At 31.9% G+C, this 24,756-nt stretch carries 21 protein-coding genes; 2 read left to right on the forward strand and 19 right to left on the reverse strand.

Features of this window, described 5'->3' with window-relative positions:
• Positions 1-28: 28 nt before the first annotated feature.
• The 3 genes from ACFQ0S_RS11010 to ACFQ0S_RS11020 form a co-directional block, all read right to left on the reverse strand.
• On the reverse strand, positions 29-1,039 hold the full coding sequence (locus ACFQ0S_RS11010) for a sugar nucleotidyltransferase (protein ID WP_379757624.1): 1,011 nt from the start codon (positions 1,037-1,039) through the stop codon (positions 29-31).
• Positions 1,040-1,202: 163 nt separating this feature from the next.
• Entirely contained in the window at positions 1,203-1,637 is a 435-nt protein-coding gene (gene dut, locus ACFQ0S_RS11015; protein ID WP_379757627.1) for a dUTP diphosphatase, read from the reverse strand.
• Positions 1,638-1,730: 93 nt separating this feature from the next.
• Positions 1,731-3,197, reverse strand: coding sequence for a lipopolysaccharide biosynthesis protein (locus ACFQ0S_RS11020; protein ID WP_379757915.1), 1,467 nt, complete (start codon positions 3,195-3,197; stop codon positions 1,731-1,733).
• A gap of 235 nt (positions 3,198-3,432) precedes the next feature.
• Here ACFQ0S_RS11020 and ACFQ0S_RS11025 point away from each other — a divergent pair, with 235 nt between their 5' ends.
• Positions 3,433-5,511 (forward strand): prolyl oligopeptidase family serine peptidase, encoded by a 2,079-nt coding sequence (locus ACFQ0S_RS11025; RefSeq protein WP_379757630.1) that lies wholly within the window; start codon positions 3,433-3,435, stop codon positions 5,509-5,511.
• 50 nt (positions 5,512-5,561) lie between these two features.
• Here the strand turns inward: ACFQ0S_RS11025 and atpG are convergent, their stop codons facing one another.
• The 15 genes from atpG to ACFQ0S_RS11100 all read right to left on the reverse strand — a co-directional run bounded on the left by atpG (position 5,562) and on the right by ACFQ0S_RS11100 (position 19,357).
• Positions 5,562-6,422, reverse strand: a complete 861-nt coding sequence (atpG, locus tag ACFQ0S_RS11030) for an ATP synthase F1 subunit gamma (protein ID WP_379757633.1) — start codon at positions 6,420-6,422, stop codon at positions 5,562-5,564.
• 80 nt (positions 6,423-6,502) lie between these two features.
• Complete coding sequence (gene atpA, locus ACFQ0S_RS11035) at positions 6,503-8,080, reverse strand: F0F1 ATP synthase subunit alpha (protein ID WP_379757636.1); 1,578 nt, start codon at positions 8,078-8,080, stop codon at positions 6,503-6,505.
• 16 nt (positions 8,081-8,096) lie between these two features.
• Complete coding sequence (atpH, locus tag ACFQ0S_RS11040; RefSeq protein WP_379757639.1) at positions 8,097-8,630, reverse strand: ATP synthase F1 subunit delta; 534 nt, start codon at positions 8,628-8,630, stop codon at positions 8,097-8,099.
• Between the two features lie 2 nt (positions 8,631-8,632).
• Positions 8,633-9,133 (reverse strand): F0F1 ATP synthase subunit B, encoded by a 501-nt coding sequence (locus ACFQ0S_RS11045; protein ID WP_379757642.1) that lies wholly within the window; start codon positions 9,131-9,133, stop codon positions 8,633-8,635.
• 74 nt (positions 9,134-9,207) lie between these two features.
• Positions 9,208-9,402, reverse strand: coding sequence for an ATP synthase F0 subunit C (gene atpE / locus ACFQ0S_RS11050; RefSeq protein WP_379757645.1), 195 nt, complete (start codon positions 9,400-9,402; stop codon positions 9,208-9,210).
• A 100-nt stretch (positions 9,403-9,502) separates the two neighbouring features.
• Positions 9,503-10,651 (reverse strand): F0F1 ATP synthase subunit A, encoded by a 1,149-nt coding sequence (gene atpB / locus ACFQ0S_RS11055; protein WP_379757648.1) that lies wholly within the window; start codon positions 10,649-10,651, stop codon positions 9,503-9,505.
• A 510-nt stretch (positions 10,652-11,161) separates the two neighbouring features.
• On the reverse strand, positions 11,162-11,401 hold the full coding sequence (locus ACFQ0S_RS11060) for an AtpZ/AtpI family protein (RefSeq protein WP_379757651.1): 240 nt from the start codon (positions 11,399-11,401) through the stop codon (positions 11,162-11,164).
• A 30-nt stretch (positions 11,402-11,431) separates the two neighbouring features.
• Positions 11,432-11,779 carry a bactofilin family protein gene (locus ACFQ0S_RS11065; RefSeq protein ID WP_449267405.1) on the reverse strand — a complete coding sequence of 116 codons (348 nt, stop codon included), beginning with the start codon at positions 11,777-11,779 and terminating at the stop codon, positions 11,432-11,434.
• Positions 11,733-14,615, reverse strand: coding sequence for a type IX secretion system periplasmic lipoprotein PorW/SprE (gene porW, locus ACFQ0S_RS11070; protein ID WP_379757657.1), 2,883 nt, complete (start codon positions 14,613-14,615; stop codon positions 11,733-11,735). Before porW ends, ACFQ0S_RS11065 begins: the two co-directional genes overlap by 47 nt.
• 144 nt (positions 14,616-14,759) lie before the next feature.
• Positions 14,760-15,455 (reverse strand): ABC transporter ATP-binding protein, encoded by a 696-nt coding sequence (locus ACFQ0S_RS11075; protein WP_379757660.1) that lies wholly within the window; start codon positions 15,453-15,455, stop codon positions 14,760-14,762.
• Positions 15,456-15,510: 55 nt separating this feature from the next.
• Positions 15,511-16,980: a DUF5687 family protein gene (locus tag ACFQ0S_RS11080; protein WP_379757663.1), complete on the reverse strand. Its 1,470-nt coding sequence runs from the start codon at positions 16,978-16,980 to the stop codon at positions 15,511-15,513.
• A gap of 47 nt (positions 16,981-17,027) precedes the next feature.
• A complete protein-coding gene (locus ACFQ0S_RS11085) occupies positions 17,028-17,738 on the reverse strand; it encodes a hypothetical protein (protein WP_379757667.1) in 711 nt (236 codons plus the stop codon).
• The gene (locus ACFQ0S_RS11090; protein ID WP_379757670.1) at positions 17,739-18,338 is read right to left on the reverse strand and encodes a hypothetical protein; all 600 of its coding nucleotides are present in this window, start codon (positions 18,336-18,338) and stop codon (positions 17,739-17,741) included.
• A 3-nt stretch (positions 18,339-18,341) separates the two neighbouring features.
• On the reverse strand, positions 18,342-19,019 hold the full coding sequence (locus ACFQ0S_RS11095) for a hypothetical protein (RefSeq protein ID WP_379757673.1): 678 nt from the start codon (positions 19,017-19,019) through the stop codon (positions 18,342-18,344).
• A gap of 2 nt (positions 19,020-19,021) precedes the next feature.
• Entirely contained in the window at positions 19,022-19,357 is a 336-nt protein-coding gene (locus tag ACFQ0S_RS11100) for a PadR family transcriptional regulator (protein ID WP_379757676.1), read from the reverse strand.
• A 129-nt stretch (positions 19,358-19,486) separates the two neighbouring features.
• On the opposite strand from ACFQ0S_RS11100, the gene ACFQ0S_RS11105 reads away from it, so the two are divergent.
• On the forward strand, positions 19,487-20,539 hold the full coding sequence (locus ACFQ0S_RS11105; RefSeq protein ID WP_379757679.1) for a 2Fe-2S iron-sulfur cluster-binding protein: 1,053 nt from the start codon (positions 19,487-19,489) through the stop codon (positions 20,537-20,539).
• 102 nt (positions 20,540-20,641) lie between these two features.
• Here the strand turns inward: ACFQ0S_RS11105 and ACFQ0S_RS11110 are convergent, their stop codons facing one another.
• Entirely contained in the window at positions 20,642-24,730 is a 4,089-nt protein-coding gene (locus ACFQ0S_RS11110; protein ID WP_379757682.1) for a CotH kinase family protein, read from the reverse strand.
• Positions 24,731-24,756: the final 26 nt, after the last annotated feature.

Consider the following 24,756-nt stretch of genomic DNA (forward strand, 5'->3'; position numbering starts at 1 on the left):
TTATTTCTGAAAGATACAAAAATCAATTTTATTCTAATACTGAATAATCACCTATGCTAATACTTGTAAAATTGCCATCAAAACTAGCATGACTTCCAATCATAGCATTGTCTAAAGTCGCATTTTTTATATGAGAATGGTTTTGTACCAAACTATTTTTAATTGTACTGTCTACTACGTGACATCCATTACCCAAAGATACATTTGGGCCTACAGTAGCATTCATCAAAATAACATCTTCTCCTATAAAACACGGCTGAATAATTGTAGAATGTTCACAAACAACCGAATTAGATACTAAATTTTGTCCATCAGCTTGAAGAAATCCTAATAATCTACCGTTGGTTTCTACGGTTACGTTTTTATTGCCGCAATCCATCCATTCGTCTACTTCACCTGGTACAAATTTCATGCCTTTTGCCATCATTTGCTTAATTCCGTCATTAATTTGATACTCTCCACCATTTATAATGTTGTTGTCTATTACTAATTGAAGTTCATTTTTTAAAACTGCAACGTCTTTAAAGTAATAAATACCTATAACAGCAAGGTCTGACACAAAGTCTTTTGGCTTTTCTACTAATTCGATTATTTCATTGGCGTCGTTTAGATTGACAACACCAAAAGCTTCAGGTTGATCTACTTGTTTAACCCAAATTACACTATCGGCGGTTTTATCTAAATCAAAATTGGCACGAATTAATGTATCGGCATAAGCAATAACGGCAGGTCCGCTTAAGGAATCTTTGGCACACATAATAGCATGACCTGTACCTAAAGCTTCATTTTGATAGTATATGGTTCCTTTAGAACCCAATTTTTTTGCTATTGCTAGTAACTCTTCTTCAACTTTTTTGCCAAAGCTTTCATGAATAATAAAAGCTACTTCTTCAATATCTTGATTCAATACACCAGCAATATCTTCAACTAATCGATGTACGATTGGCTTTCCGGCAATTGGAATTAATGGTTTTGGAACTGTTAATGTGTGAGGTCTTAATCTGGATCCACGTCCAGCCATTGGTACTATTATTTTCATGTTTTATTATTTTTAACCGCAAAGTTCACAAAGTTTTTCGCAAAGTTCACGAAGGTTTTAATTTGTTATTATTAAACTTAGATTAAAAGGATTTAGCCGATTTCTAAAGGTTTTAAACTATTTATGACTACCAAATTGAAATTTTAGACTGAAATCTAAATTCTTATTTCACTCCAGTACTTCCAAAACCGCCCTCTCCTCTGTCAGTTTCGGATAGTTCTTGTACTGCTATCCATTCTGCTCGTTCGTGTTTAGCGATAATAAGTTGGGCAATTCTTTCGCCGTTTTCAACGATGAATTCTTCATTGGATAAATTTACTAAAATCACTCCAATTTCTCCTCGATAATCAGCATCGACTGTGCCAGGGGAATTGAGAACTGTAATTCCTTTTTTTGCTGCCAAGCCACTTCTAGGTCGTACTTGCGCTTCGTAACCAATTGGAAGTTCTATAAAAAGCCCCGTTTTTACAATAGCTCGTTCTAATGGTTTTAATAGTATTGCTTCGGATATATTGGCACGCAAATCCATTCCTGCTGAGGCATTGGTTTCGTAATTTGGTAAAGCGTGTTGCGATTTATTGATGATTTTTATGGTCATTGTTGGAATTTATATTTAGCCCTGATGGAAACGGCATCCTTTTTCTGCTTTCTTTAAGCAGGAAAAGATATAGTGAACAGCAGGAAATAGCTTCTAATTATTTTTACGTTTTAAAATTCGGTTTAAGATTTCTTTTTCGTTGTGATATATGAAATACAAAAATAAAATTAATAATGGTATTCCAACAAAATAATTCTCCCTAAAAACATAAAATGAGAGTATTGAAAAGCCTATTGAAACAACTAGATAACTTGCTATTTTTTTGATATCATAAGGAATAGGATAGTATTTGTTTCCAAAATAGTAGGAGGTAAACATCATGCTCCCGTAGGCTACAATGGTAGCAATGGCAGAACCGTAATAACTCATGGTTGGAATTAATAAAAAATTAAGCGCTAATGTTATGATAGCACCAAATATTGAAATATAAGCTCCTATATAGGTTTTATCGATGAGTTTGTACCAAACGGAAAGATTGGTATAAATTCCTAAGAAAAAATTGGCTAAGATTATTAATGGAACTACTTTCATGGCTTCCCAATAGGACGCATCACGAATCATTACTACCTTTAAGACATCGGCAAAAACGATTACAGCTAATAAAATGAAAGAGCCGAAAATGACAAAATATTTAGTTACTGTAGCGTAGGTTTGTGGTGCATTTTCATTTGCGGCATGACTAAAGAAGAATGGTTCGATCCCTAAGGTATAAGCCGTTCTGTACAACACCATAAATAAGCCGAGTTTATAACAAGCAGAATAGACACCAACTTGGGCTTCGGCGATATTGGCTGGCAATAATTTTCCTAATAAAATTTTATCGAACTGCTCGTTGATGGCGAAAGCTATTCCTGCAATCATAATGGGTAATCCGTAACGCATCATTTTTTTCCATAAATCAAAATCGAAATCCCAATTTATTTGTAAATAACTTGGGGATAGCACTACAAATGTTGCTAAACTTGATAGTACATTAGCAATAAAAATATATCCTACTTGAAAATTTTCGATATATAATGTACTTAAAAAACCATTCGGATTAGCGATTGCTATTTTAGGTAAAAACAATAAAAAGAAAACACTCAAAGTAAGATTTAAAACTACATTTCCTATCTTAATTATGGCATAAATCATGGGTTTTTGAGTAGCTCTAAGTTTTGAAAAAGGAACAATTACTAAGGCGTCGAGAACTAAAATCCAAATGGTATAGATAATGTATTGTGCCTCTATTCCTGACCAATTGCTTAAAGTGTTTCTATATAACAATGCAACAATTAAAAAGAAAATTGTAGACCAGAAGATAGAAACTGTTGCGGTTTCAACAACCTTTTTTTTATTGGTTTCATTATTGTAAAATCGAAAAAAGGCCGTTTCCATTCCGTAGGATAGGATAACATTAAAAAATATCATCCATGCAAAAATGATGGATACTTTTCCGTATTCGGCTTTTGGCAATAAATCGGTATAGAGCGGTACCAATAAAAAACTAAACATTCTCGGCAATACAGTTGCGAGTCCGTAAATAGCAGTTTGTTTAAAAAGTTTTTTATATAATCCCAAAATTGTTGACTTGTTGTTATTTACAAAAATAACCAATTCTTTGGTTATTGACCTAAATTGATTGTGCAATCATTTTTTTTTACTTATAATTTTAATTTGGATTCATTTTTCTTTCAGAAAAGGACATTAATCAATGAATTAATTTGATTTAAAAAAGAAAATATCTTTATTACGTTCATCCTATTATTTTTAAAGATTTCATTTATATTTGTCAGTAGCCTGATAAATTATAACCATGAGAAAAATCATATACACCTTATTGTCTTTTTTATTTGCCATATCCTCTTTTTCACAACAATTTCCTACAACTAAAAAAACACCTACGACAATTACAAAACATAATATTTCTTATCAAGATGATTATACTTGGTTAGAAAATATTGATTCAGAAGAGGTTAAAAATTGGGTAGAAAAACAAAATAAATTTGCCGAAGAAAACTATTCGACAGTTAAAAAAAAAGTGTCTACAATTAATAAACTGAAAATATACAATTCAGCTACAACTAGTCAAGTTCCTATAAGTACTATAGGTTTAAAATATTATTTCTCGTCTATTAATCCAAAAAAATCTCCCCTTTTATTTTTACAAAGAAATTCTAATTCAAATTTTGAAGAAGTATTTAACCCAAACAAAATTTATCCAAATAAAAATGTAACCATAGACGATATTTCAACATCAATGAATTCAAAATATTTATCATGTTCGTTGAGAATCAACGGAAGTGATAAACTTGAAGTGCGGTTTGTAGATTTAAACAAAAATGAAATCATTAATGATAGTTTATTAAACATTAAATTTTCTAATATTTCTTGGAATAAAGATGAAGGTGTGTTTTATAAATTAAATACTAATAAGAGTCGCTTTGCTAAAGATTCAACTTTTAAAGTGTTTTATCATAAGCTGAATACAAATCAAAAAGATGATGAATTACTTTTTGATGGTGTAAATGAAAATACTGAAGTTGATTTTTTTAATAATAAAGCAATATTCTTTTTGATTGAAAAAAACACTCTCAATAATACAAAAAAATATTATTTTTCAGATTTAAATAAATCTAAAATTGAGTTTGTACAATTTTACAAAGACTCGATTAATTCATTTGGATTCATTAATTATTATAAAGGAAGAATATTTTATTCGTCAAAAAACTATAATTGGGGTGAGGTTCGCTCTTTTGATTTAAACAATAAAATAGATGACAAACAAATTATTCCTCAATTTTATAATAATCTCCTTACAAATACCAATTTTACAGATAAGTACTTAATTTGCAACTATAAATCCGAGACTAAAACATATTTGTCCGTTTATGATTATGAAGGTAATTTTATAAAAAAAATTGAATCCCCTATTGGAGCGAATATAAATTTTAGAGATTTTGATGAAGAAAAAAATGAACTTTATTTTGATATTGCTTCATATACGAATCCTAAAAAAAATTTTAAAATAAATATATCAGGAACTAAAGCTACTCTCCTTAATCCAAATGAAGAAATTGTTTACTTATCTGAAGATTTTGAAATAAAATGTATTAGCTTTAAAAATCGAGAAAATATTGACATTCCAATTAAAATACTTTACAAAAAAAATATAAATCTAGATGGAAACAATCCATGTCTTTTAGAAGCATATGGTGGTTTTGGTATAATCAAATCTGCTAAGTATGATAATTCTTTATTGAATTTTATAGATAAAGGTGGTATTTATGTGTATGCTGAAATAAGAGGTGGCGGTGAAAAAGGTGCAGAATGGCATAAAAATGGTAGTGGTTTAAATAAAATTAAGGGCTTAAATGATTTTATTGATGCTTCTGAATTCTTGATTAAAGAAAAATATACAAATCCAAAAAAATTAGCCATTACAGGTGGTTCACATGGGGGATTAGTTGTAGGTTATGCTCTAATCGAGAGACCCGATTTGTATAAGTTAGTAATGCCTAAAGTGGGAGTATTTGATATGATTAATGCTCACAAATATACCGTAGGTAAATACCATCTTGATGAATTTGGTAATCCTGAAATTGAATCGGAATTTAATTCAATACTAAAATATTCACCTTTACAGAAAATAAGCAACGAGGTAAACTATCCCACTACCATTATTTTTACAGCTGACAATGATGACAGGGTCCCTCCACTTCACTCCTATAAATTTGCAGCTTCTTTACAAAATAGAGAAGCTCAAAAAAATCCAATTTATCTAATTACCAAGAAGAATTTAGGTCATCATGGTGGAAATACCTATGACAAAAGCATTCAAGAAGATGCTGAATTTTATGACTACTTAATATATTATTTAATGAAATCAAAATAAAAAAGCCGACTTTCAAAGTTGGCTTTTTTAAACAGTATTTAATTTTCTAACTATCCTTTCAATGCTTCTGCACCACCTACAATCTCTAATATTTCGTTAGTTATAGAGGCTTGACGTGCTTTGTTATACGTCAATTTCAATTGGTCTCTCAATTCAGTTGCGTTGTCTGTCGCTTTATGCATAGCGGTCATACGCGCTCCATGTTCAGAAGCAAATGAATCTCGAATGCCTTTGTATAATTGTGTACGTAATGATTTTGGAATTAAAGTCAACAAGATTTCTTCTTTTGAAGGTTCAAAAATATAATCCCCTGTTGAAGCTACCTTATCCGAAACGATTGGTGCTAAAGGCAAAAATTGTTCTGTTTGAATAATTTGAGTAGCGGCGTTTTTAAACTGATTGTAAACCAATTCGATTTTATCGTATTCGCCTGAAACAAATTTTTGAGTCAACAATTCGGCAATTTTCGATACATTATCAAAAGTCAAATCATCAAAAACTGCGCTTTGATTGTCTACAACTTTTAACGTTTTAGTTAAAATATCGTTTCCTTTTTTACCTATAGCAAAAACATCAACTTGTTTCCCTGCATAAAATGCCGCACGGTTTTTTACTTCCTTAATTACATTAGAATTAAAAGCACCACACAAACCTCTGTTTGAAGTTATGGCAACAACTAATACTTTTTTAATTTCACGTTGTGTAGTAAAATCGCCTCCTACATCACTGTCAAGAGTTTCCGAAAGATTTTGTAATAATTCCGTTAGTTTTTCGGCATAAGGACGCATGGCTGTAATTGCATCTTGTGCTTTCTTCAGTTTTGCTGCAGAAACCATTTTCATTGCCGATGTGATTTGCATCGTCGATGAAACGGAAGTAATTCTATTACGGATTTCCTTTAAGTTTGCCATATAAAGTTAAAAGTTAGAAGTTAGAGGTTAGAAGTTAGAAATGGTATATAACTTCCCATTTCTAACTTCCAAAATCCCACTTAGTTGTATTTTGCTGAGATTTCTTTAGCTGCTGATTCGATTACATCTGTAATTTTATCGTCTAATTTTCCTGCTTTCAAAGCATCAAGAGTATCTCTGTGTTTGTTGTTTAAGTATTCTAAGAAATCTTTCTCAAATTCTTTAACTTTATTTACAGGAACACTTTTCAATAAGTTTTTTGAACCAGCATAGATAATAGCAACTTGATCTTCAACTGTATAAGGAGAGTTTAAACCTTGTTTCAAGATTTCAACATTTCTTCTTCCTTTTTCAATTACATTTAAAGTAACGGCATCCAAATCAGAACCAAATTTAGCAAACGCCTCCAATTCACGGAATTGTGCTTGATCTAATTTTAATGTACCTGCAACTTTTTTCATTGATTTAATTTGAGCATTTCCACCCACACGAGATACCGAAATACCTACGTTAATTGCTGGACGAACTCCTGAATTGAACAAATCTCCATCAAGAAAAATCTGTCCGTCAGTAATCGAGATTACGTTTGTTGGAATATATGCAGAAACGTCACCAGCTTGAGTTTCGATGATTGGTAGTGCTGTTAATGAACCTCCACCTTTCACGATTCCTTTTAAAGAATCTGGTAAATCGTTCATGTTTTTTGCAATTCCGTCATCGGCAATTACTTTACAAGCTCTTTCTAATAAACGAGAGTGTAAGTAAAAAACGTCTCCAGGATATGCCTCACGTCCCGGTGGTCTTCTTAATAAAAGAGAAACCTCACGATATGCTACCGCTTGCTTTGATAAATCATCATAAACAATTAACGCAGGACGACCTGAATCTCTAAAATATTCTCCAATTGCAGCACCTGCGAAAGGAGCATATACTTGCATAGGAGCTGGATCAGAAGCATTGGCAGCTACTATAATAGTATAAGCCATTGCCCCTTTTTCTTCTAACATTTTTGCAATTCCTGCTACCGTTGAAGCTTTTTGTCCAATAGCAACATAAATACAGAATACTGGTTTTCCAGCATCGTAAAATTCTTTTTGATTCAAAATGGTATCAATACAAACAGTTGATTTCCCTGTTTGACGGTCACCAATAACTAGCTCACGTTGACCACGACCTACTGGAATCATTGCGTCAACTGCTTTTACTCCTGTTTGTAAAGGTTCAGTAACGGGTTGACGGAAGATTACTCCAGGAGCTTTTCTTTCTAATGGCATTTCGAATAATTCTCCACCAATTGGTCCTTTTCCATCTATAGGAAAACCAAGAGTGTTTACTACACGACCTACCATTCCTTCACCTGTTTTAAGAGAAGCAATACGTTGTGTTCTTTTTGCAGTTGAACCTTCTTTGATTCCTGTTGATGGTCCTAAAAGTACAACCCCAACATTGTCTTCTTCAAGATTCAAAACGATTCCTTCTAAACCGTTTTCAAACTCTACTAATTCACCATATTGAACATTTGATAACCCGTAAACACGAGCAATACCATCTCCAACGTTTAGAACTGATCCTACTTCTTCTAAAGTAGCACCAGATTCAAAACCTTCTACTTGCTTTCTTAATATTGCTGAAATTTCAGCAGGTTTAATATCCGCCATAATTATTTATAAATAACTAGTTACTTAATTCTCTTTTTAATACTTTTAATCGGTTAGCAACTGAAGCATTATACTGCTTGTCGCCTATTTTTAAAATAAATCCTCCAATAATTGAAGCATCTATGGTGTTTTCAATTGTAATTTTTTTATCTGAAAAGGTGGCTATTTTTGCTAAAACCTTAACTTCTAAAGCCGAATCCATAGGAATAGCAGTAGTTACTTGGGCTACTTCTACACCATTCATGGCATCAAATAATTTGTTGTATTCTGAGGCAACAGCACCAAGAATTTCAAATCTTTTGTTTTCAAATAATAAATGAAAAAGACTCTTAGTTACTGCATTTGCATTTGCAAAAACTTCTAAAAGGGCGCTTTCTTTAACTTCAACTTTTATCGTTGGGCTTTGAATAAAAGAATCTAATTCGACATTACTTTTTAATGTAGATGCAATTAAGATCATATCACTATTCACTTTGTCGGCACTCTTTTTAGAGGCTGCTATATCTAGAATGGCTTTTGCGTAACGAATTGCTGCTCTTGTACTTGCCATAATTAGTTTAATTTAGCATCTCCTAACATCTTCTCTACTAATTTAGTTTGAGCTTCTTTGTTAGACAGTTCCTCTTTTAATACTTTTTCAGCAATTGCTAATGATAATGAAGAAACTTGCAATTTCAATTCAGCCATTGCAGCATTTTTTTCACTTTCAATAGACGCTTTAGCTTGTTCAATCATTTTTAGCCCTTGAGCCTGTGCTTCGTTTTTAGCATCAGCAATCATTTTGTCTTTGATCTCGCGTGCATCTTTTAGTAATGAATCACGCTCTAATCTTGCTTCTTGCAAAATACGTTGATTGTCAGCCTGAAGGTTTTGCATTTCTTTCTTAGCATTTTCAGCAGAAAGCAAGGCGCTTTTAATTCCTTCTTCTCTTTCGTTTACGGCATCAAGAATTGGTTTCCATGCAAATTTTTTCAATAGGAAAATCAATCCTACAAAAATTAAAGTTTGCCAGAAGAACAATCCGAACGAAAAATCATTTATTAACTTTTCCATAATATATAGCGTATAATGTAAATTTAAATTTTAAACAAAAGCTGTAACCAACCGTTACAGCTTTTTGTTTTTTTCTAGTTTACAGCAAACAAAGCTGCGAAACCAATACCTTCAATAAGCGCAGCTGCAATAAGCATAGCTGTTTGAATTTTTCCAGTAGCTTCAGGTTGACGAGCGATTGCATCCATTGCAGAACCACCGATTCTACCAATACCAATACCTGCACCAATAACTACTAATCCTGCTCCAACGATTTTAGGAATTTCCATAAAAATATGTATTAAAAATTAAACATTCAAATTGATATTAGAGGTCAGAATTTAGAGGTTAGAAATAATTTCTAACTTCGTATTTCTAATTTCTAACGTTTTAATGATGTGCCTCATCATGATGGTGCTCCTCTACAGCAGAACCAAAATACAAAGCAGCTAACATAGTAAAAATATAAGCTTGTAATGCCGCAACTAATATTTCGATAACTGAAATTATAAACGTTAATATTAATGAAAATGCACCCATGCCAATATTTTTGAAAATAAAAATTAAAGCGAGCAAACTCATCACTACTATGTGTCCTGCAATCATATTTGCATACAAACGAATCATTAATGCAAATGGTTTGATAAATATTCCTAATAACTCTATAGGAGCTAGTATTATCTTCATTGGAATTGGAACACCTGGCATCCAGAAAATGTGCCCCCAATAATTTTTGTTTGCCGTTATATTTGTAATAATAAAAGTAACTACCGCCAATCCAAATGTAATTGCGATGTTACCTGTAACGTTAATACCTAGTGGTGTTAATCCGAAAATATTTAAAAACCAAATAAAGAAAAATACTGTCAACAAGAAACTCATGTACTTTTTATAGTGTTTCTCGCCAATATTTGGAATAGCTATTTCATCTCTAACATACAAAACTATAGGCTCGAAGAAACGTCCTACTCCAGATGAAATTCCTCCGTTTTTAGCATAGGTTTTAGCCAAGCTTGAAAACACAAAAAACATTAAAAAAGCGACAATCATAATTGATAATACGTTTTTTGTGATAGAAAAATCTAATGGTTTTATGTTTGTAGGATGATGCTCATCGCCTGTCATGGTTCCGGAAGCATCGGTTTTGTATATTTTTTCGTCGTGACCTAATTTATAATAATTACCGTTTGACTCAGCAACTGCGTGACCGTGTTCGAACTTTGATGAAGAAAAAATTTCAACTCCATTATCCCATAATATAATTGGCAGAGGAAACCCGTAATGTGCTCCAGTTGCTTCGTCTTCAAATAAAGAAAATTCATGCGCATCTAAAACGTGATGTTGCTTGTAGGCATCAATTTTAGCTTTTATATCTGTTGGTTCAGAATGTTCTTCATGATTAGCTTGAGTTGAGTGAGCATCTACTTGAATTTCAGATTTTACTGGTAAGTCATCTGATGCGTTTGCAAATCCAAGAATTGGAGCAAAAACAAGTGTTAATAATAATATGAATTTTGTAGCTTTATTCGAAAACACCATAGTCAATCAATTAACTTAAATATTACTTTCTGAAATTTGGTGCAAAGGTACATCTTTTCTTATTATTGAAAAAGAGATAAAAGTTTTTTTTTGATGAAATTGATGATTTACAAGAGTTTTATCAATTATTATTTACTATTCTTATCGTAATAATGGTTTCTATTGCTAAAAACAAAGCAAAAACGATAAAAAAGTTAATTTTTTCTATTGCGACACTCTTTGTGTCAGCATTCAAAATAGGCAAAAGAACAATATAGGCAATCGCCATTTTACTACAAGTGATTAAGAGAAAGGTATATCCTACATTATCTATATTCTTAGATTTGACTAGAATAAGAATAAAAAGTAATATTAAGGAACAGACAAAAAAGAAAAAGTAAACGGTTTCTATTGAATAGTGAAAACTTGGATTATTTCTTTTTATAAAAAAAAACAATTTATGAATAAGAAAAATAACAGTTGAGACTATTGTTAACTCTAAAATGGGTTGGTAGTTTTTTAATTGTATCATTATTCATCAGAAGATTTATTGATGTCTTTTAGCTGTCTGTTGATGTTGTAGAAAGAAAGTGCAACTCCTGCTAAAGTTAGTATTTTGACATAAATATCATTTGGGTTTGGGTATTTTTCATCAAGCCGATTCCCTAAGTAAGAAAACCCAAAAACGATTACTCCCATTTGTATTGGTATATTTATAAGCGCTAACCACTTATTTTTAGTTCTTTTCTTCGGGTCTTTCTTGAACGTCATTTGTAATTGGTGTTTTCACATTGGATTTCATTACACAAGTGGCGCTAAATTCAGCNTCGATTTTATATTTAGGATTTCTACTACTTGTATTTTCCCTTCAAATCGCCCTTCGATATCAGCATTTTTACAACTAATATCTCCCTTTATACTTCCTGCTGGTCCAATTACAATTTTGCCTTTCGATTGAAAATTACCCACTAAATGACCGTCTAATCTAAAATCTGCAGGTGACACAATATCGCCATGAATGGTAGTTCCTTCAACTATTCTGTTGGTTTTCCCTAACAAATCGGTATATGATTTCGGATTTTTATCAAACATTGTTTTCGTTTTATGGTTTTGGTATAGCTGGTATTTCCTGTGACGGATCAATTTCATCCTCTGGAACACTTGGAGGCAGCATGTTTAAAATAGAATCATCGCCTTCTAGAGCATCTTGTTCGCCCATTTCAGGTGGTGGAATATTGCCCTCGTCTGGATTAAATTGGTTTAAATCTGGATTTTGAATTGGGTTCAGGTTCGAATTTGGATTTGGATTTGAACGTTGGCTTTGCTCTACTGGAACTGGAACCACTGGCGCCAAAGGATCTGTATTTAAATATTCTTCGAAATTTTTCTTAATTTGAACTATCTTATAATTATCACTTGAAATAATATAGGCTTTGTCTTGCACTTTATACTCTTTAAACTCTTTTAAAATAGAAGCAATTCCGTTAGCATATTCTTCGGTTTTCATGCCATGAATGACGATGAAATTTTTATCTGTTGTATACAAATCAAACGACATTTTAATTTTTGCAAAATCTCTGTCTGTTATAAATTTTTTAATTTTATCTTGTAACTGAATTGTGTTTTTATCCTCTAGACCATTAGCCTTATATAGAATTTTCCAGCCCAAAGGTTTTGCTTGATAAAATCGTAAACTTTCGAATTTAGGCACATCGGTTGCTAATAATAATTCTGAACGTTTGCCTTCATCATCATTTGGATAATTTAATGCTACAAAATTCAACGCTTTTTTAAATTCATCTAGCCCTTTTATTCTTCCTATCATAAATGCTCTTAACAATTCAAATTTAGGAACAACTTCTTCTCCTGTATACTGATTTATTGCTTTTTCAGATTCTGATAAAACCGTTTTATAATCGCCACTTTCTACTAATTTGTATAATCTATTATAATTTTCTGAAGGCGTTTCGGTTAAATCAGCAGTTGCGGCTTCTGTTTTTCCAATAATTTGAGCGTATCTAGAATTTGGAAATTGAGAAATAATTCTGTTTTTCATAGCCAAAGCCTTCTCGACATCGATTATTTCGTATATTTTAAATAAATTGTACATACTAGGAAGCACCAAGCGTTCTTCTGGTTTGTTTAACAAAAGTTGCTCGTATTTGTTGGCTGCTAATTTGTATTCTTTAAACTTTTCCTTGTAAATACTTCCTAATTGATAATACGCAAAATTGCGTTCTTTAGCAATACTGTCAATTTCGGTTTGCGATTTCGGAAGCTGTTTGATGTAAAAATCAGGAATATACTTTTCCTCTATTTTATCTACTTTAGAATTTTCGGCAATACTGTCTTGAGCAACATCTTCATCGTTAGTGTTTTCTTTAATTGCTGTTGCCGATGATAAACGCCAATTTTCTTTTAGTGGACGATTACCCCATTTTTTTCTAAACTCATTTTTACCAAAAGCCACTGTTGTTGGATTGTAAAAATAGAAATTACTTTGAGAAAATGATTTAGATGTACTTCTGTCAGATGGAGGAGCTAAAGCGTTTCTTTCAGGCTCCGATTTATTTCTGCTTAGCGCTCTACCGTTTGAGTCTACAGGGTCTTGTCCTTCTAGACCTGCTTGATTTTCATTTTGTTTCTCTTCTTTTTCCTTTAAAAGTTTTTTAGCCTCTTCTTCTTTTTTTAATTGAATAATATAATTTTCATAATAAGTAACTTTTTCTTTATCTGATAAAAAGTAAACATTTATAATACTGTCGTTTCGTGTCGCAACACCTTCATATTTTATTACATCAACTAAATTTTCTCTTTTCTTTTTTATCGCTTTAAACTCTCTAGATCTAGCATTTAGTTCCACTAAAGTGCTGTCAAAGTATTTTCCTGCCGTTACATATTTGGCTTTTTTAAAGTAAATATCCGCGATATTTCTATAGTTTGAGGCAACTAGATATTGATCTTGCGATTTCGTTTTTAAAGAACTATTATAATACTTTTTAGCAATGTCGTGTTTGTTTCTTTTATCATAAAACAAAGCCAACTGATGATTTAAAACATCAAGAAAGGGTCTGTTTTCTCTGTCTTTTAGCAAATAGTTGAAATTTTTAAGAAAAGCTACCGTATCTCCTTTTTCAAAATCAAATTGTTGGGCTTGCTTGGCATGAGCTTGAATAACATATTGTTTGGCTGCTTTTCTTTTCATTTCAATAATGGCTTGAAATTCTGCAAAAGCACTGTCTTTATAACCTAATTCTTCATATAATTGCCCTAAAATAAAATGATATCTTGCCTTTTCTTCTTTTTGTTTCGTAAACGCTTTAGCTAATTTTAATTTAGCAATTGCACTGTCTTTTTGCTCAAGATTTAAAAATGCTTGAGATAAAATGGCATTAGCATCAGCAAAAATTTGATCTTTAAATTTGATTTCCTTAAGAAGTTTGTTGAGATTTTTTACCGCTAAAGCATCGTTATCCATTCGGATATTGGTTTTTTCTCTCCATACTTTAGCTTCATAAATCTTATCACTATTTGGGTATTTGTATAGAATATAATTGAAGGCTTCTAAAGCGGGAACAAATCTTTGATCATAATACCTCGCTTTTCCTAGCATTAAGTGCGCTTCATCTATTTGAGGATTTCTCTCTGAGCCAGCAATATTCATAGAATGTTTTTGAATAGCTTTTATGGCTTTAGTTTCAGCCCTTTCAAAATTAGGGTTTGCAGCGGTTTGTCCAGGAAGAATAGCCTCTTTGTTAATTTGCATTCTTTCTATGGGCAATCGTTCCCAAAAATTGTCTTTGTATTGTGCTTTTAAATCGAGGATTCCTTTATCTAAAGCTACTCCACCATTGTATAAAATATTGTATTCTGTACTTAAAGCATGCGAATTTCTAGATAAAAAAGTGTCTTTTTTAGTAGAGCAAGCAATCAAAAGCACAATGACGATTAAAACTGAATAATATTTTAGTGAAGTGGTTTTCAATGTAAAACGGTTTTATTCTTAAAACTTTTAAAAGGCAAATTTAGTATAATGACTGGTAAAAATACGTTTCTTTTTGAGAAAGCAAGTGTTAGGTCTGCTATTTTTAAAATGTTTTATTTTGAATATATTGAAAACCAATTGCTATTAAACCGCAAAAAATGTTTCTAGTTCTTGCAATGTTTCTTTAGAAGTTTGAATATCTTTTACTACTTCGCCTTTATTCAAAGCCACAATTCTATTGCAAACCTCAACCGTATGAAGTAAATCATGGCTGGAAACTAACACTGTTACATTTGGGTTTTCAGCCAATTCTTTAATTATTATTTTTAACCTATTTACTGTAGTTGGATCTAAATTAGCGAAAGGCTCATCTAAAATGATCACTTCAGGGTTTCCAATTAATGTGGCGATGATGCCTACTTTTTTCTGATTTCCTTTAGATAAATCACGTAAATATTTTTTGTTTTTTAGAATTTCTCCATTAAAAAATTCTTCATGTTTTAATAAAAGTGCATCTACATCAGCTTTATTTTGTCCTCTTAAATCTCCAATAAAATAAAAATATTCTTCTGGAGTTAAATACCCTATTAAAAAACTTTCATCAAGAAAAGAAGCGGTAAAAGGCTTCCAGTTTTCGCTTGTATTTACTTGAACGCCGTTGTTTGTTATACTTCCTGATGAAGGTTGAATCAAATCTAATAATAAACTGAAAAAAGTGGTTTTTCCTGCACCGTTATTGCCTACTAAACCAAAGCTTTGCCCTTTTGGAATCTCAAGATTATCTATTTTTAAAACCGTTGTTGCGTTATATGTTTTTGAAAGATTATGTACTTGTATCATGTTGAAAAGTTTATTCGTTGATGTGTTAATTTAGTTAGTTGTATTAAAAATTAAGTTAGCTTTTTTGTTTGTATGCTTCAATTGTTCCATACTTTTCTGATTTATAGATTTTTTCAATCAACTTAAAAACAGGATTCCTTAATGTAAAACCTAATATACCTATAATTGCAACTAAAGCCAGTCCTACATTTTCATTGGCTAAATAGGATCCCAACCAATATAAACCTACTGGCAATGCCAATTGCGGAATAGAAACCAGCATGGTTTTTACATTAAATGCCTTTTTATCGCCAAAAGCACCTTTCCCTGAGCTTAAATCTATTGGCGTTTTAGTATATGCTCCGCCAAGTAAAACCAAATGAGAGTTTATACCAATATTGTAAATAGCTCCTACAACAATTGTAAGATAAATATGCCATCCAAAATACAAATAGAAAGATGCTAAAATGGTAGAAATTACTGTTCCAATAACCATTAGCCACCACTTAGAGTTGAGATAGCCTTTATATGGAATGTTTTGTGTCATCATTAATGGATAATAGGCACTGTCCCAACTTGGTACAAATTGTCCGAAAGTAATTAGGAAACCGCCTGAAACAAAAATTCCTGCAAAAATATGCATGTAAGGATTGTTGTAAACTTCTACATTATTGGTAAAAAAAAGTAACCCATAAAAAAGAAACATAATACTCATTCCAATTGTTGTTTTCGAACGTTTATTTCTTTTAATAAGTTTAATGTCGTTTTTAAGAAAAGTGCCAATCGTTCCAAATTGGTTCAACCAGGTTAAATTCTCTGTTCTGGCAATTTCGGTTTTAGTAGATAATCCGGCGTCTATATATAAATTCTTTTTAAAATAATTAAAAGTAATATAATAAAGACCGATTTGAACCAAAACAGGAACTAAAAATAGTGCTTTAGAGTTGAATAACCCATCAAAAAAAGGCGCGGTATAAGTTGTAATGTCAAGAAATTGGTAATATTGTAACCCTGCTAAAATAGCTACAACACCAATAAAAACAGCTAATAAATTATCTTTATTGCTTAATAAAATATTTAAAAAATTGTTGCTGTAAACCAATGAAAAAATAGCGATATGCCATAGTAACACACTAAAAACAGAATAGCCTTCAATAATTAAAACAACGCAAAACGGAAGAAACAAAAAAGCATGGGCAAAGTTAAAAAACGAAAATGCTGTTTTGCCTAATGAAAAATGAACAATTGTTTCTCTTTTTATAGGAAAAACCAGTAGAGGACGAATATTCATAACTGGGATTTTTTGCAACAATAATCGAAACGCTAAATCCATTAAAAAGTAATAAATTAGGAACTTATTTACAGTTGTAATTGGGTCTAAACCCATTTCGCGAAGCAGGTAAAAAGCAAGTACACCAAGAGCTAAAAAAAGGATAGCAAAATAAATGGCAAAAAAAGCCATCACAATTTTTAATGCCATATTAGTAGCAAAAGTTGCCGATCGAATGGCCTCTTTCCATTCTAAAAAGAGAAATTTTTTTATCATAATTACTTATTCAGTTTCAATAATAAGTTGGTAAAAGTGAAAAAAAGTTACACGTTTTGAAAATTATATTCGGGATAAGTTTGTTTGAGGTATTCCTTTGTTTTTAATGGTATTCTTATTTTTACTATATATATAAACAATCCAAAATAAACTATAAAAGCACTATCATATAAAGATTGAATAGAATATGGAATTATAAAATTTAGCTTCTCTTTTAATTGAGGAACATAATAACTGGTAAAAATGAAAACCCCGAAGAGAGCCAACGGTGAGTGCTTTCTCAAGACTTCTTCAAATAGCCATTTGTTGCTATTACTATTTCTCGTTTTATATTTATTAATCATTCTTGCCACCCAAAAATAAATACTAATTGAAAAATAAATTGCCATTTGAATTACAATAACCACCATTCTCTCTCCCTTATTTAAAAAAAAGAACACAAAAACTAATGATACTAGTGTAAAAATTATCAAATGAAGCTTAAAAAAATCTTTTAAATAATCCCATGCGATTTTTTCATATCGCTTTTGAAGCACAATCTTCCTTTGACCCACCACATCCATAAACCCAAAAATACCAAACTTTTTAAACTCTACATTCAAAGCAGCTTCAAAAGAAAGTTTAGGGTTTTCTTGCCATTGCTCTTCGATAGAATTGGCTAAATGGTCTACCAACTCGGTTTGTAAATCATAATACTCTACGTGATGCTGACGTGTAAATCCGTAGAGATGTGCTATTTGTTCTTGTGAGAGTTTCATTTACAAATACTTATATTTATGCTTCTTAAACTTAGAAGTTTCGCCTATAAAATAATTCAAATATCCAAAAAGAAAGAATAGGAGCAAGATTGAGACATATATGTCACCAGAAAAAATAGGCAAAATCAAATATAATAGTAATAGTATTTGACTTGTTTTCTCAATTCCATAATATCGTTTTTTTAAATAGGAGTGGCAGTATAGTACTTGGAAACTTGCGATACAAACAAAAAGCAAAAAAACTAAATTATTAAAGGTAAAGGATTTTGAAAAATAACTAAGAATATCCGTAAGCTTTACAGTTATAAACAATAAAAAAGCTATTACAATCATTATTGGAGTAACTAAATATTTCAAATAATTGCCAATTTCAAACCAAGAAAAAGAAGTACTTGTTTTGTTGTTTTTCAATAATGCTGATTTATTTAGAACCATATAGTTTTTGAAAGCAGTATAGAAATCAAGACTTTCTACTTCCATTTTCGCTTCGATAGCAGCAGCGATGTGATCTATCATTTCAAATCGAATGTCTAGATAAACAACTTGATTGTTTTTTAAATAGCTGTTTATAAACTCTATGTTTTCCTGACTTAGTTTCATAGCTTATACTTTAGATAATTTTCTTTCGAATTCGAAATGTTTGTATAAATAAATAAACGAAACAATGCTTACAATAGTCACAAATGTTAAAAGGGAAATCATAATTAAATTTAAATATAGATTGGCATCAAAATAAAGAAAAGGTTTAGACCCGCTTAAGTATAAAAAAGTTCCAGTAAAACAAATTGAAAACCTACTAGTTTGTTTAGAAAAGCTTTTATAAGTTGTATTATTTTTAGCTATTTTAATTAATATCATAGTAAGGATAGACAAAAAAAAGATTACAATAAAACTTGTTTTAAAGATACTGTTAATTGAATTCATAAATGCTTTATTTTCAAACATATTTATGCTTTTAGAAACAAAAAAAGTAATAATCGTAGCTATTACTATTGGAAAAACAATAAACCAATATTTAACCTGATTTATCATTTTGTTAGTGACTATTATTGGTATCTTATCATACTCCAAAAACCAACTTTTAAAAGGTTGTAATTGTGGTTTCCATTTTCTAAAAACATCTTTAAAAGCTATTTCAAAAGCAATTTCTTTATCTGTCATTACATTTTCTGTGTCAGAAGCAATATGATCAAGTAGTTCTAACTTTATATCTTCGTAAACCAACCCTTTTAAAGTCAATTTTTCATCAATTTTTGCGATTTGTTCTTGTGAAAGTTTCATAACTAAAATGCTAATTTTGGTTGTACTAATGATTGCATATTTCTGATAAAATCCTCGAGTTCTGCTAATCTATTTATGGTTTCGGTAGTGCCTTTTTCAGTAAGTTTATAATACTTTCTTAAACGATTATCCACTTTTTCTACCTCAACATCTAGCAAACCTTCTGCTTCAAGCTTGTGCAAAGCAGGATACAAAGCACCCTCGGTAATGTGAAGCTCTCCTTGCGTCATCGCCTTTACTTTTTGGGTAATTTCATAGCCATACATTCTGCCGTTTTCTTCTAAGAGTTTCATAACTATTGTGTTGAGACTTCCTTTGTATAATTGTGAATTTTTCATTTCATATTCATTTTGTAAATTCAAATATACATAAATTTCTTATGCATAATACTTTTAGGTATAAAAACTTGATGCATATCATTTTTAGAAACCTTTTCCATTTCGTACATTTGCCAAAAATTATTCTACATGTCGTCATTTTATAAATTAAACATTAAAGAAGTTCGTCGCGAAACCCCATCAGCAGTATCTGTTCTTTTTAATGTTCCGTTAGAATTTAAAGATTTTTATCGCTTTATTGCTGGTCAATACCTCAATTTAAAACTCACTCTTGATGGACAAGAAATTCGTCGTGCGTATTCTATTTGTTCTTCGCCAGAAAGTGGTGAACTAAGAATCGCTGTAAAGGAAGTAAAAAACGGAGCTTTTTCAGCATTTGCAAATTCTAAATTAAAAGCGGGAGATACTCTTGAAGTGGGAACTCCAGAAGGAAAATTTACTTTTGAACCAGAAGCGAATCGTTTACGAAACTATATGGCGTTTGCAGCTGGTAGCGGAATAACTCCTGTGTTTTCTATTATTCAAAATGTATTGAGCCAGGAACCTAAAAGTACTTTTGTATTGGTTTACGGTAATAAATCGCCTGAAGAAACCATTTTTCATCAACAATTGCATGATTTGCATTTAAAATATGTTGGTCGCTTTTTTATTCATTATGTATACAGTCAGGCTAAAGTTGATAATGAACTTTTCGGGAGAATTGATAAATCGACAGTAAATTTTGTCTTGAATAACAAACACGCAGCTTTGCAATTTGATAAATTTTACTTGTGTGGGCCAGAAGAAATGATTAACACCGTTTCTGGTGTTTTAAAAGAACGCAACATTAAAGAATCGGCAATAAAATTTGAGTTGTTTTCTACATCTACAAGCGAAAACAAAATAGAGAAATCATTAGAAGGACATTCAAAAATCACGATTTTAGTAGATGGCGATGAAACTTCGTTTGAAATGTCTCAAAAACAAACCATCCTTGAAGCCGCTTTAAAACAAGGAATCGATGCTCCTTATTCCTGTCAAGGCGGTATTTGTAGCAGTTGTTTAGCCCGCATTACATCAGGAACTGCTGAAATGTCTAAAAATTCTATTCTTACCGATAGCGAAATCGCTGAAGGTTTAATACTTACTTGCCAAGCACACCCTACATCTGCAAGTATTGCTATAGATTATGATGATGTTTAACGACGTTAAAAATATATGAATTGAAAACTTCTCTAAATAGGGAAGTTTTTTAATCAAAAAATAAAAGAGGCTGAAATCATACAAAGATTTAGCCTCTTTTTTTTATCGCTTAATTATTTTTTTTATTACATCTCTTCCCTCTGAAATCAATTTTAAAAAATATACTCCACTGGGTAAATTACGCAATACTATTCTAGAGTTTCTAACGTCCCCACTATGCACTAACTTGCCTTCAATTGTAAACATCTTATAGGATAAAAAACTAGATATGCCTGATATATAAAGGATTTCACTAAAAGGATTTGGAAAAACTCTACTGTTTTTCAAATTATTATCACCAACATTTAATGTCTTATCGACAGTAATTTCTATCTCAAATGAAGTACTTCCATAAGTATTTGTCCCCGTGATTATGTGAGTTGTAGTTTCCGACTCTATTTCGGGAATTCCTGAAATAATTCCAGTTAAAGTATCAAAAATTAATCCATAAGTTAGATCAGGAACAACTTTAAAACTGTTAATTGTCCCAAAATATGTTGGAATTAATTCTGAAATGTTATTTCCTACAGTAAATACATTTGGAGAAGAATACGAAAGAGCCGATGGCGCAACATCATTCACAGTAATCACGACATCAAATGAAGTCGAACCACCTGAATTCACAGCTGTAACGGTATAAGTAGATGTTGGAGTAACAACTGTTGGAATTCCTGAAATTTCTCCTGTAGACGTGTCTAAAGCTAAACCATTAGGTAAATTAGGAGAAACAGAATAGCTTACCACTAATCCAACAGATGAAGTGGGTGTTAAATTACTAATGCCAGTATTTCTAGTAAATATATTAGGAGAAGCATAACTTAAAGAACTAGGTGCAATATCTTTAACAGTAATATTTATGTTAAAAGTTTCTGTTCCTGTAGCATAAGTTCCAGTAACTATATAATTTGAAGCTAATGAAGTTAAAGTTGGTGTTCCTGAAATAACTCCAGAAGTAGGATTTAAAGTTAATCCAGAAGGTAAAGCAGGCGAAACACTATAATCTGTCATTACTCTTGTTGTTGAAGGCAATAAATTAGTAATCATATTGCCAACACTAAACTCATTAGGAGAAGGATAGGACAGCGGTATTTTTACACCGTCAACTGCGATGTTATTAAAAGTTACACGTTTTCCGTTATTGGCTGTCATATTTGGACCAGTAAAACGGAAACGAATTTTAAAATTTGAATTATTATCTACTGTAACAATGCTTGAAAAATCAATTTGAAACAATTGATAGGAAGATGTCAATGGTATTGAAGAGGAAGCTAATCCAGTAGTTACCCAAATTGGTGTCCCTGAATTTACAGCGTAATCTATAACTATGGCACTTGCTGCACCTTCATCAATTCCTGCAAATGAGAATTTAATTTTTTTATATCCACTTGTGGAAAAATTGAATACCATAGTATTTTCTAACACACCGTTTTGGAAAGGCTGTTTGATTTGAATTCCTCTCATATCTGCAGGATAAGCAACATTTCCGTTAACCGCTTGTCTGTAATTGATAGTTGTAGGAAGATTTCTTCTTTCCATAGATGATTTCCCAGAATTTGCAGTAGGATAACCAGTATTGCAAGATTGGTATTGAATTACACCATTAGACCCAAGTTCATAAGTTGAATTTAATAAGGTCAATTGAGCTCCATTAACAATATTTCCATCCATCATCCAGAAATAGATAGGAACACTTATATCTACAATACCATCTGGAACGAATACGGCTGTGATTGAAAAGTTGGCCGTTGGTGTAATTGTAATTTCAGAATCGGTACTAGTTGAAGCCCCAGTCCAATTACTAAAAACAAATCCAGGTTTAGCGATTGCTTTTAGTTTAAACGGAATTCCACTAAAATAAATCCCTGTCCAAGGATAAGGATTTCCGATAATACCAGGAGTCCCATCTTTAATTTCAATCGTACTTATTTTTACATATCCATGATCATAATTTGAAACATTTAAAGTCGCATTTATGTTTGAGGAAATGCCAAATTTAGAGCGGATGTGGTTACGTTGAAATGCAGGTCTTTGATTAGCAAAATTTACATGTTCATTTAAATGATATTGCCAATCACTATTGTTTAGAGGTGCTTTCCATCTAAAATATTGATCAGGCATTTCAGGCGCAATAATTGCAGTCAATTCATTTTGTTTTGCGATTATCCTTGACGGAAGAAAGTTGGTATTCATCAAATCGGCAAATCGATTGATAAAATCATTCTTAAAAGTATTGTTTTGAAGTAATTTTCGAAGAATTAACGTAGACCACGGCGGATTAGGACTTGTGCCATTAGTAGCAGTTGCATCTGCCAGCGAGTTATGATCTGCTTCATCCAAAGTACTATCCATGTCATGGATGGCCCAACGCCATCTACCGTCATGCCCGTAAGGAGCACCTGGCACAAAACCAGCTGTTTTTTTTCGCCAGAATACAATGTTATTTCCTGGCCAGTCATCATTTTGAGTAAAAATGTTTGTGGTGAAATAGTCTATAAAATTATCCGTATCCATTCGTGTTTGAATAAAAGCATAATTAGCATCACTTGTAAAAGAATTGCTCGAAATATAGGAATACATATTATTGTAATCTATGATATCGCCTTCTTGAACAGCATTTTGATTTTCAATTAAATCAACTGCATCAATATTGTAAACCTGCTTAAAATAATTATTATCATATTTCTCGCGCATGTTAAGCATTCCCCAATATTCTCCATTCATGAATACGACCATGGGTTGATGCGATTCAGTATCCATTCGTAAGTCCTTTACCAACTGATGGTTTAAAGGATCTCTGATCATGGTATTGTAAAAATCACTACCTCCAGTTTTGGCACTCAGTCTTTCATAACTCGTGTATGGCTCATCAGAGAAAAATTTATAGGACAGGTTGTCATCGCCAAAATCAGAACGTGCAGCGATATTCCAAGATTTACTTGGATAAACTCTTGAAAAAGCTCCTCTGACACGAAGACCGATATCTTGATTTATTTTTTCAAGACCATTGACGAAATAATGCATATTAGCTTTTCGCTCATTGGCGATTCCATCTCTTTCATAATTCCCCCATTGTCGAGTCGGGGTGCGTGTTGGGTTAGCAAGGCGCCAAGTTTCAAAGTCAATTCCAGCAACTGAAATTCCATCTTCATAATCGAATAAATCATTTTCATCGAAACAAAGCGAAAGCACAGGTAAAGTATATTTACCTGCTCCTGAAGGAGTTATAAAATAATTCTTAGAAACAGATTTGCTAGACAAAGCACCAGCTTTTATCACTTTCGCTCTAACTACATTTCCTTTGTAAATAGTGCCGTTTGGAAAATAGGGAGGGGTAAAGTCGTAAGTCGTGGAAATCGCAGAGATTTTATTGGGCTGTGGCGTTCTATCGGCAACGGCAATCGGCGCAGTATATGTAAGGGTTTGAAAAGTATTGAAAAGAAATGTGCCAAATACTTGTCCTGGATTTCTGGCATATTGATTCCTGTAATTGTAGGTCGTTCCGCTTAAATTATTCTCATCAGGTTCAGAACCATCAAGAGTATATATGATAGTTGTTCCTGGATCAGGAGATGAAATAGTCAAATTAAATCCAGAAGTCAAAAACCCAGAAGCTTGAGAAAAAACAGGTGGACTTAAAGCTTCTGAAAAACCTGTAGTTGCATTTAAAGCATTTGGAGTTGGAGTACCAAAAAAAACATACGTCCCAGTACCGTTTGGAAATCGACCGTAAGAAATATCTGCGTGCAAACTAATAGCAGGAAAAGTATTAATTGTTAATCCCGAAGTATTGGTAAGAAAAAACGCTTCTCCTGAAGCACTAATTTTAAAGTTGGTATGCAACGGATTTCCTGCAACAGACCTGTTTTTATCTGAAGCCCAAACTATTAAATATTGTCCTGCGCCTAGGGAGATATTTGGAAAAGTCCATTTGTAAAGCAATAAAGGATCATCTGAAAGACCAAATCCTAACAGATTTACTGAGGAAGTTCCAGAGTTGTATAATTCTATCCAGTCTTGTCGGGAACTGTCTTCATCTTGAATTGAATTAGTATTAGAAGCTAGAATTTCGTTTATGATAATATTTTGAGAAAAAATAACTTTCGAAGAGCAAATAAATAAACATAAACAAAATACATAAGTAATCTTTTTCATACAGTTAAACAGTTTTTCGATGAAGT

It is taken from the genome of Flavobacterium myungsuense, assembly GCF_042677265.1.
Lineage (GTDB): Bacteria > Bacteroidota > Bacteroidia > Flavobacteriales > Flavobacteriaceae > Flavobacterium > Flavobacterium myungsuense.

What these genes read in the sequence shown, in the direction of transcription:
- ACFQ0S_RS11010 (WP_379757624.1), bottom strand. Translation starts at nt 1,039, where the DNA reads ATGAAAATAATAGTACCAATGGCTGGACGTGGATCCAGATTAAGACCT.
- dut (WP_379757627.1), bottom strand. Translation starts at nt 1,637, where the DNA reads ATGACCATAAAAATCATCAATAAATCGCAACACGCTTTACCAAATTAC.
- ACFQ0S_RS11025 (WP_379757630.1), top strand. Translation starts at nt 3,433, where the DNA reads ATGAGAAAAATCATATACACCTTATTGTCTTTTTTATTTGCCATATCC.
- atpG (WP_379757633.1), bottom strand. Translation starts at nt 6,422, where the DNA reads ATGGCAAACTTAAAGGAAATCCGTAATAGAATTACTTCCGTTTCATCG.
- atpA (WP_379757636.1), bottom strand. Translation starts at nt 8,080, where the DNA reads ATGGCGGATATTAAACCTGCTGAAATTTCAGCAATATTAAGAAAGCAA.
- atpH (WP_379757639.1), bottom strand. Translation starts at nt 8,630, where the DNA reads ATGGCAAGTACAAGAGCAGCAATTCGTTACGCAAAAGCCATTCTAGAT.
- ACFQ0S_RS11045 (WP_379757642.1), bottom strand. Translation starts at nt 9,133, where the DNA reads ATGGAAAAGTTAATAAATGATTTTTCGTTCGGATTGTTCTTCTGGCAA.
- atpE (WP_379757645.1), bottom strand. Translation starts at nt 9,402, where the DNA reads ATGGAAATTCCTAAAATCGTTGGAGCAGGATTAGTAGTTATTGGTGCA.
- atpB (WP_379757648.1), bottom strand. Translation starts at nt 10,651, where the DNA reads ATGGTGTTTTCGAATAAAGCTACAAAATTCATATTATTATTAACACTT.
- ACFQ0S_RS11060 (WP_379757651.1), bottom strand. Translation starts at nt 11,401, where the DNA reads ATGACGTTCAAGAAAGACCCGAAGAAAAGAACTAAAAATAAGTGGTTA.
- ACFQ0S_RS11075 (WP_379757660.1), bottom strand. Translation starts at nt 15,455, where the DNA reads ATGATACAAGTACATAATCTTTCAAAAACATATAACGCAACAACGGTT.
- ACFQ0S_RS11080 (WP_379757663.1), bottom strand. Translation starts at nt 16,980, where the DNA reads ATGATAAAAAAATTTCTCTTTTTAGAATGGAAAGAGGCCATTCGATCG.
- ACFQ0S_RS11085 (WP_379757667.1), bottom strand. Translation starts at nt 17,738, where the DNA reads ATGAAACTCTCACAAGAACAAATAGCACATCTCTACGGATTTACACGT.
- ACFQ0S_RS11090 (WP_379757670.1), bottom strand. Translation starts at nt 18,338, where the DNA reads ATGAAACTAAGTCAGGAAAACATAGAGTTTATAAACAGCTATTTAAAA.
- ACFQ0S_RS11095 (WP_379757673.1), bottom strand. Translation starts at nt 19,019, where the DNA reads ATGAAACTTTCACAAGAACAAATCGCAAAAATTGATGAAAAATTGACT.
- ACFQ0S_RS11100 (WP_379757676.1), bottom strand. Translation starts at nt 19,357, where the DNA reads ATGAAAAATTCACAATTATACAAAGGAAGTCTCAACACAATAGTTATG.
- ACFQ0S_RS11105 (WP_379757679.1), top strand. Translation starts at nt 19,487, where the DNA reads ATGTCGTCATTTTATAAATTAAACATTAAAGAAGTTCGTCGCGAAACC.
- ACFQ0S_RS11110 (WP_379757682.1), bottom strand. Translation starts at nt 24,730, where the DNA reads ATGAAAAAGATTACTTATGTATTTTGTTTATGTTTATTTATTTGCTCT.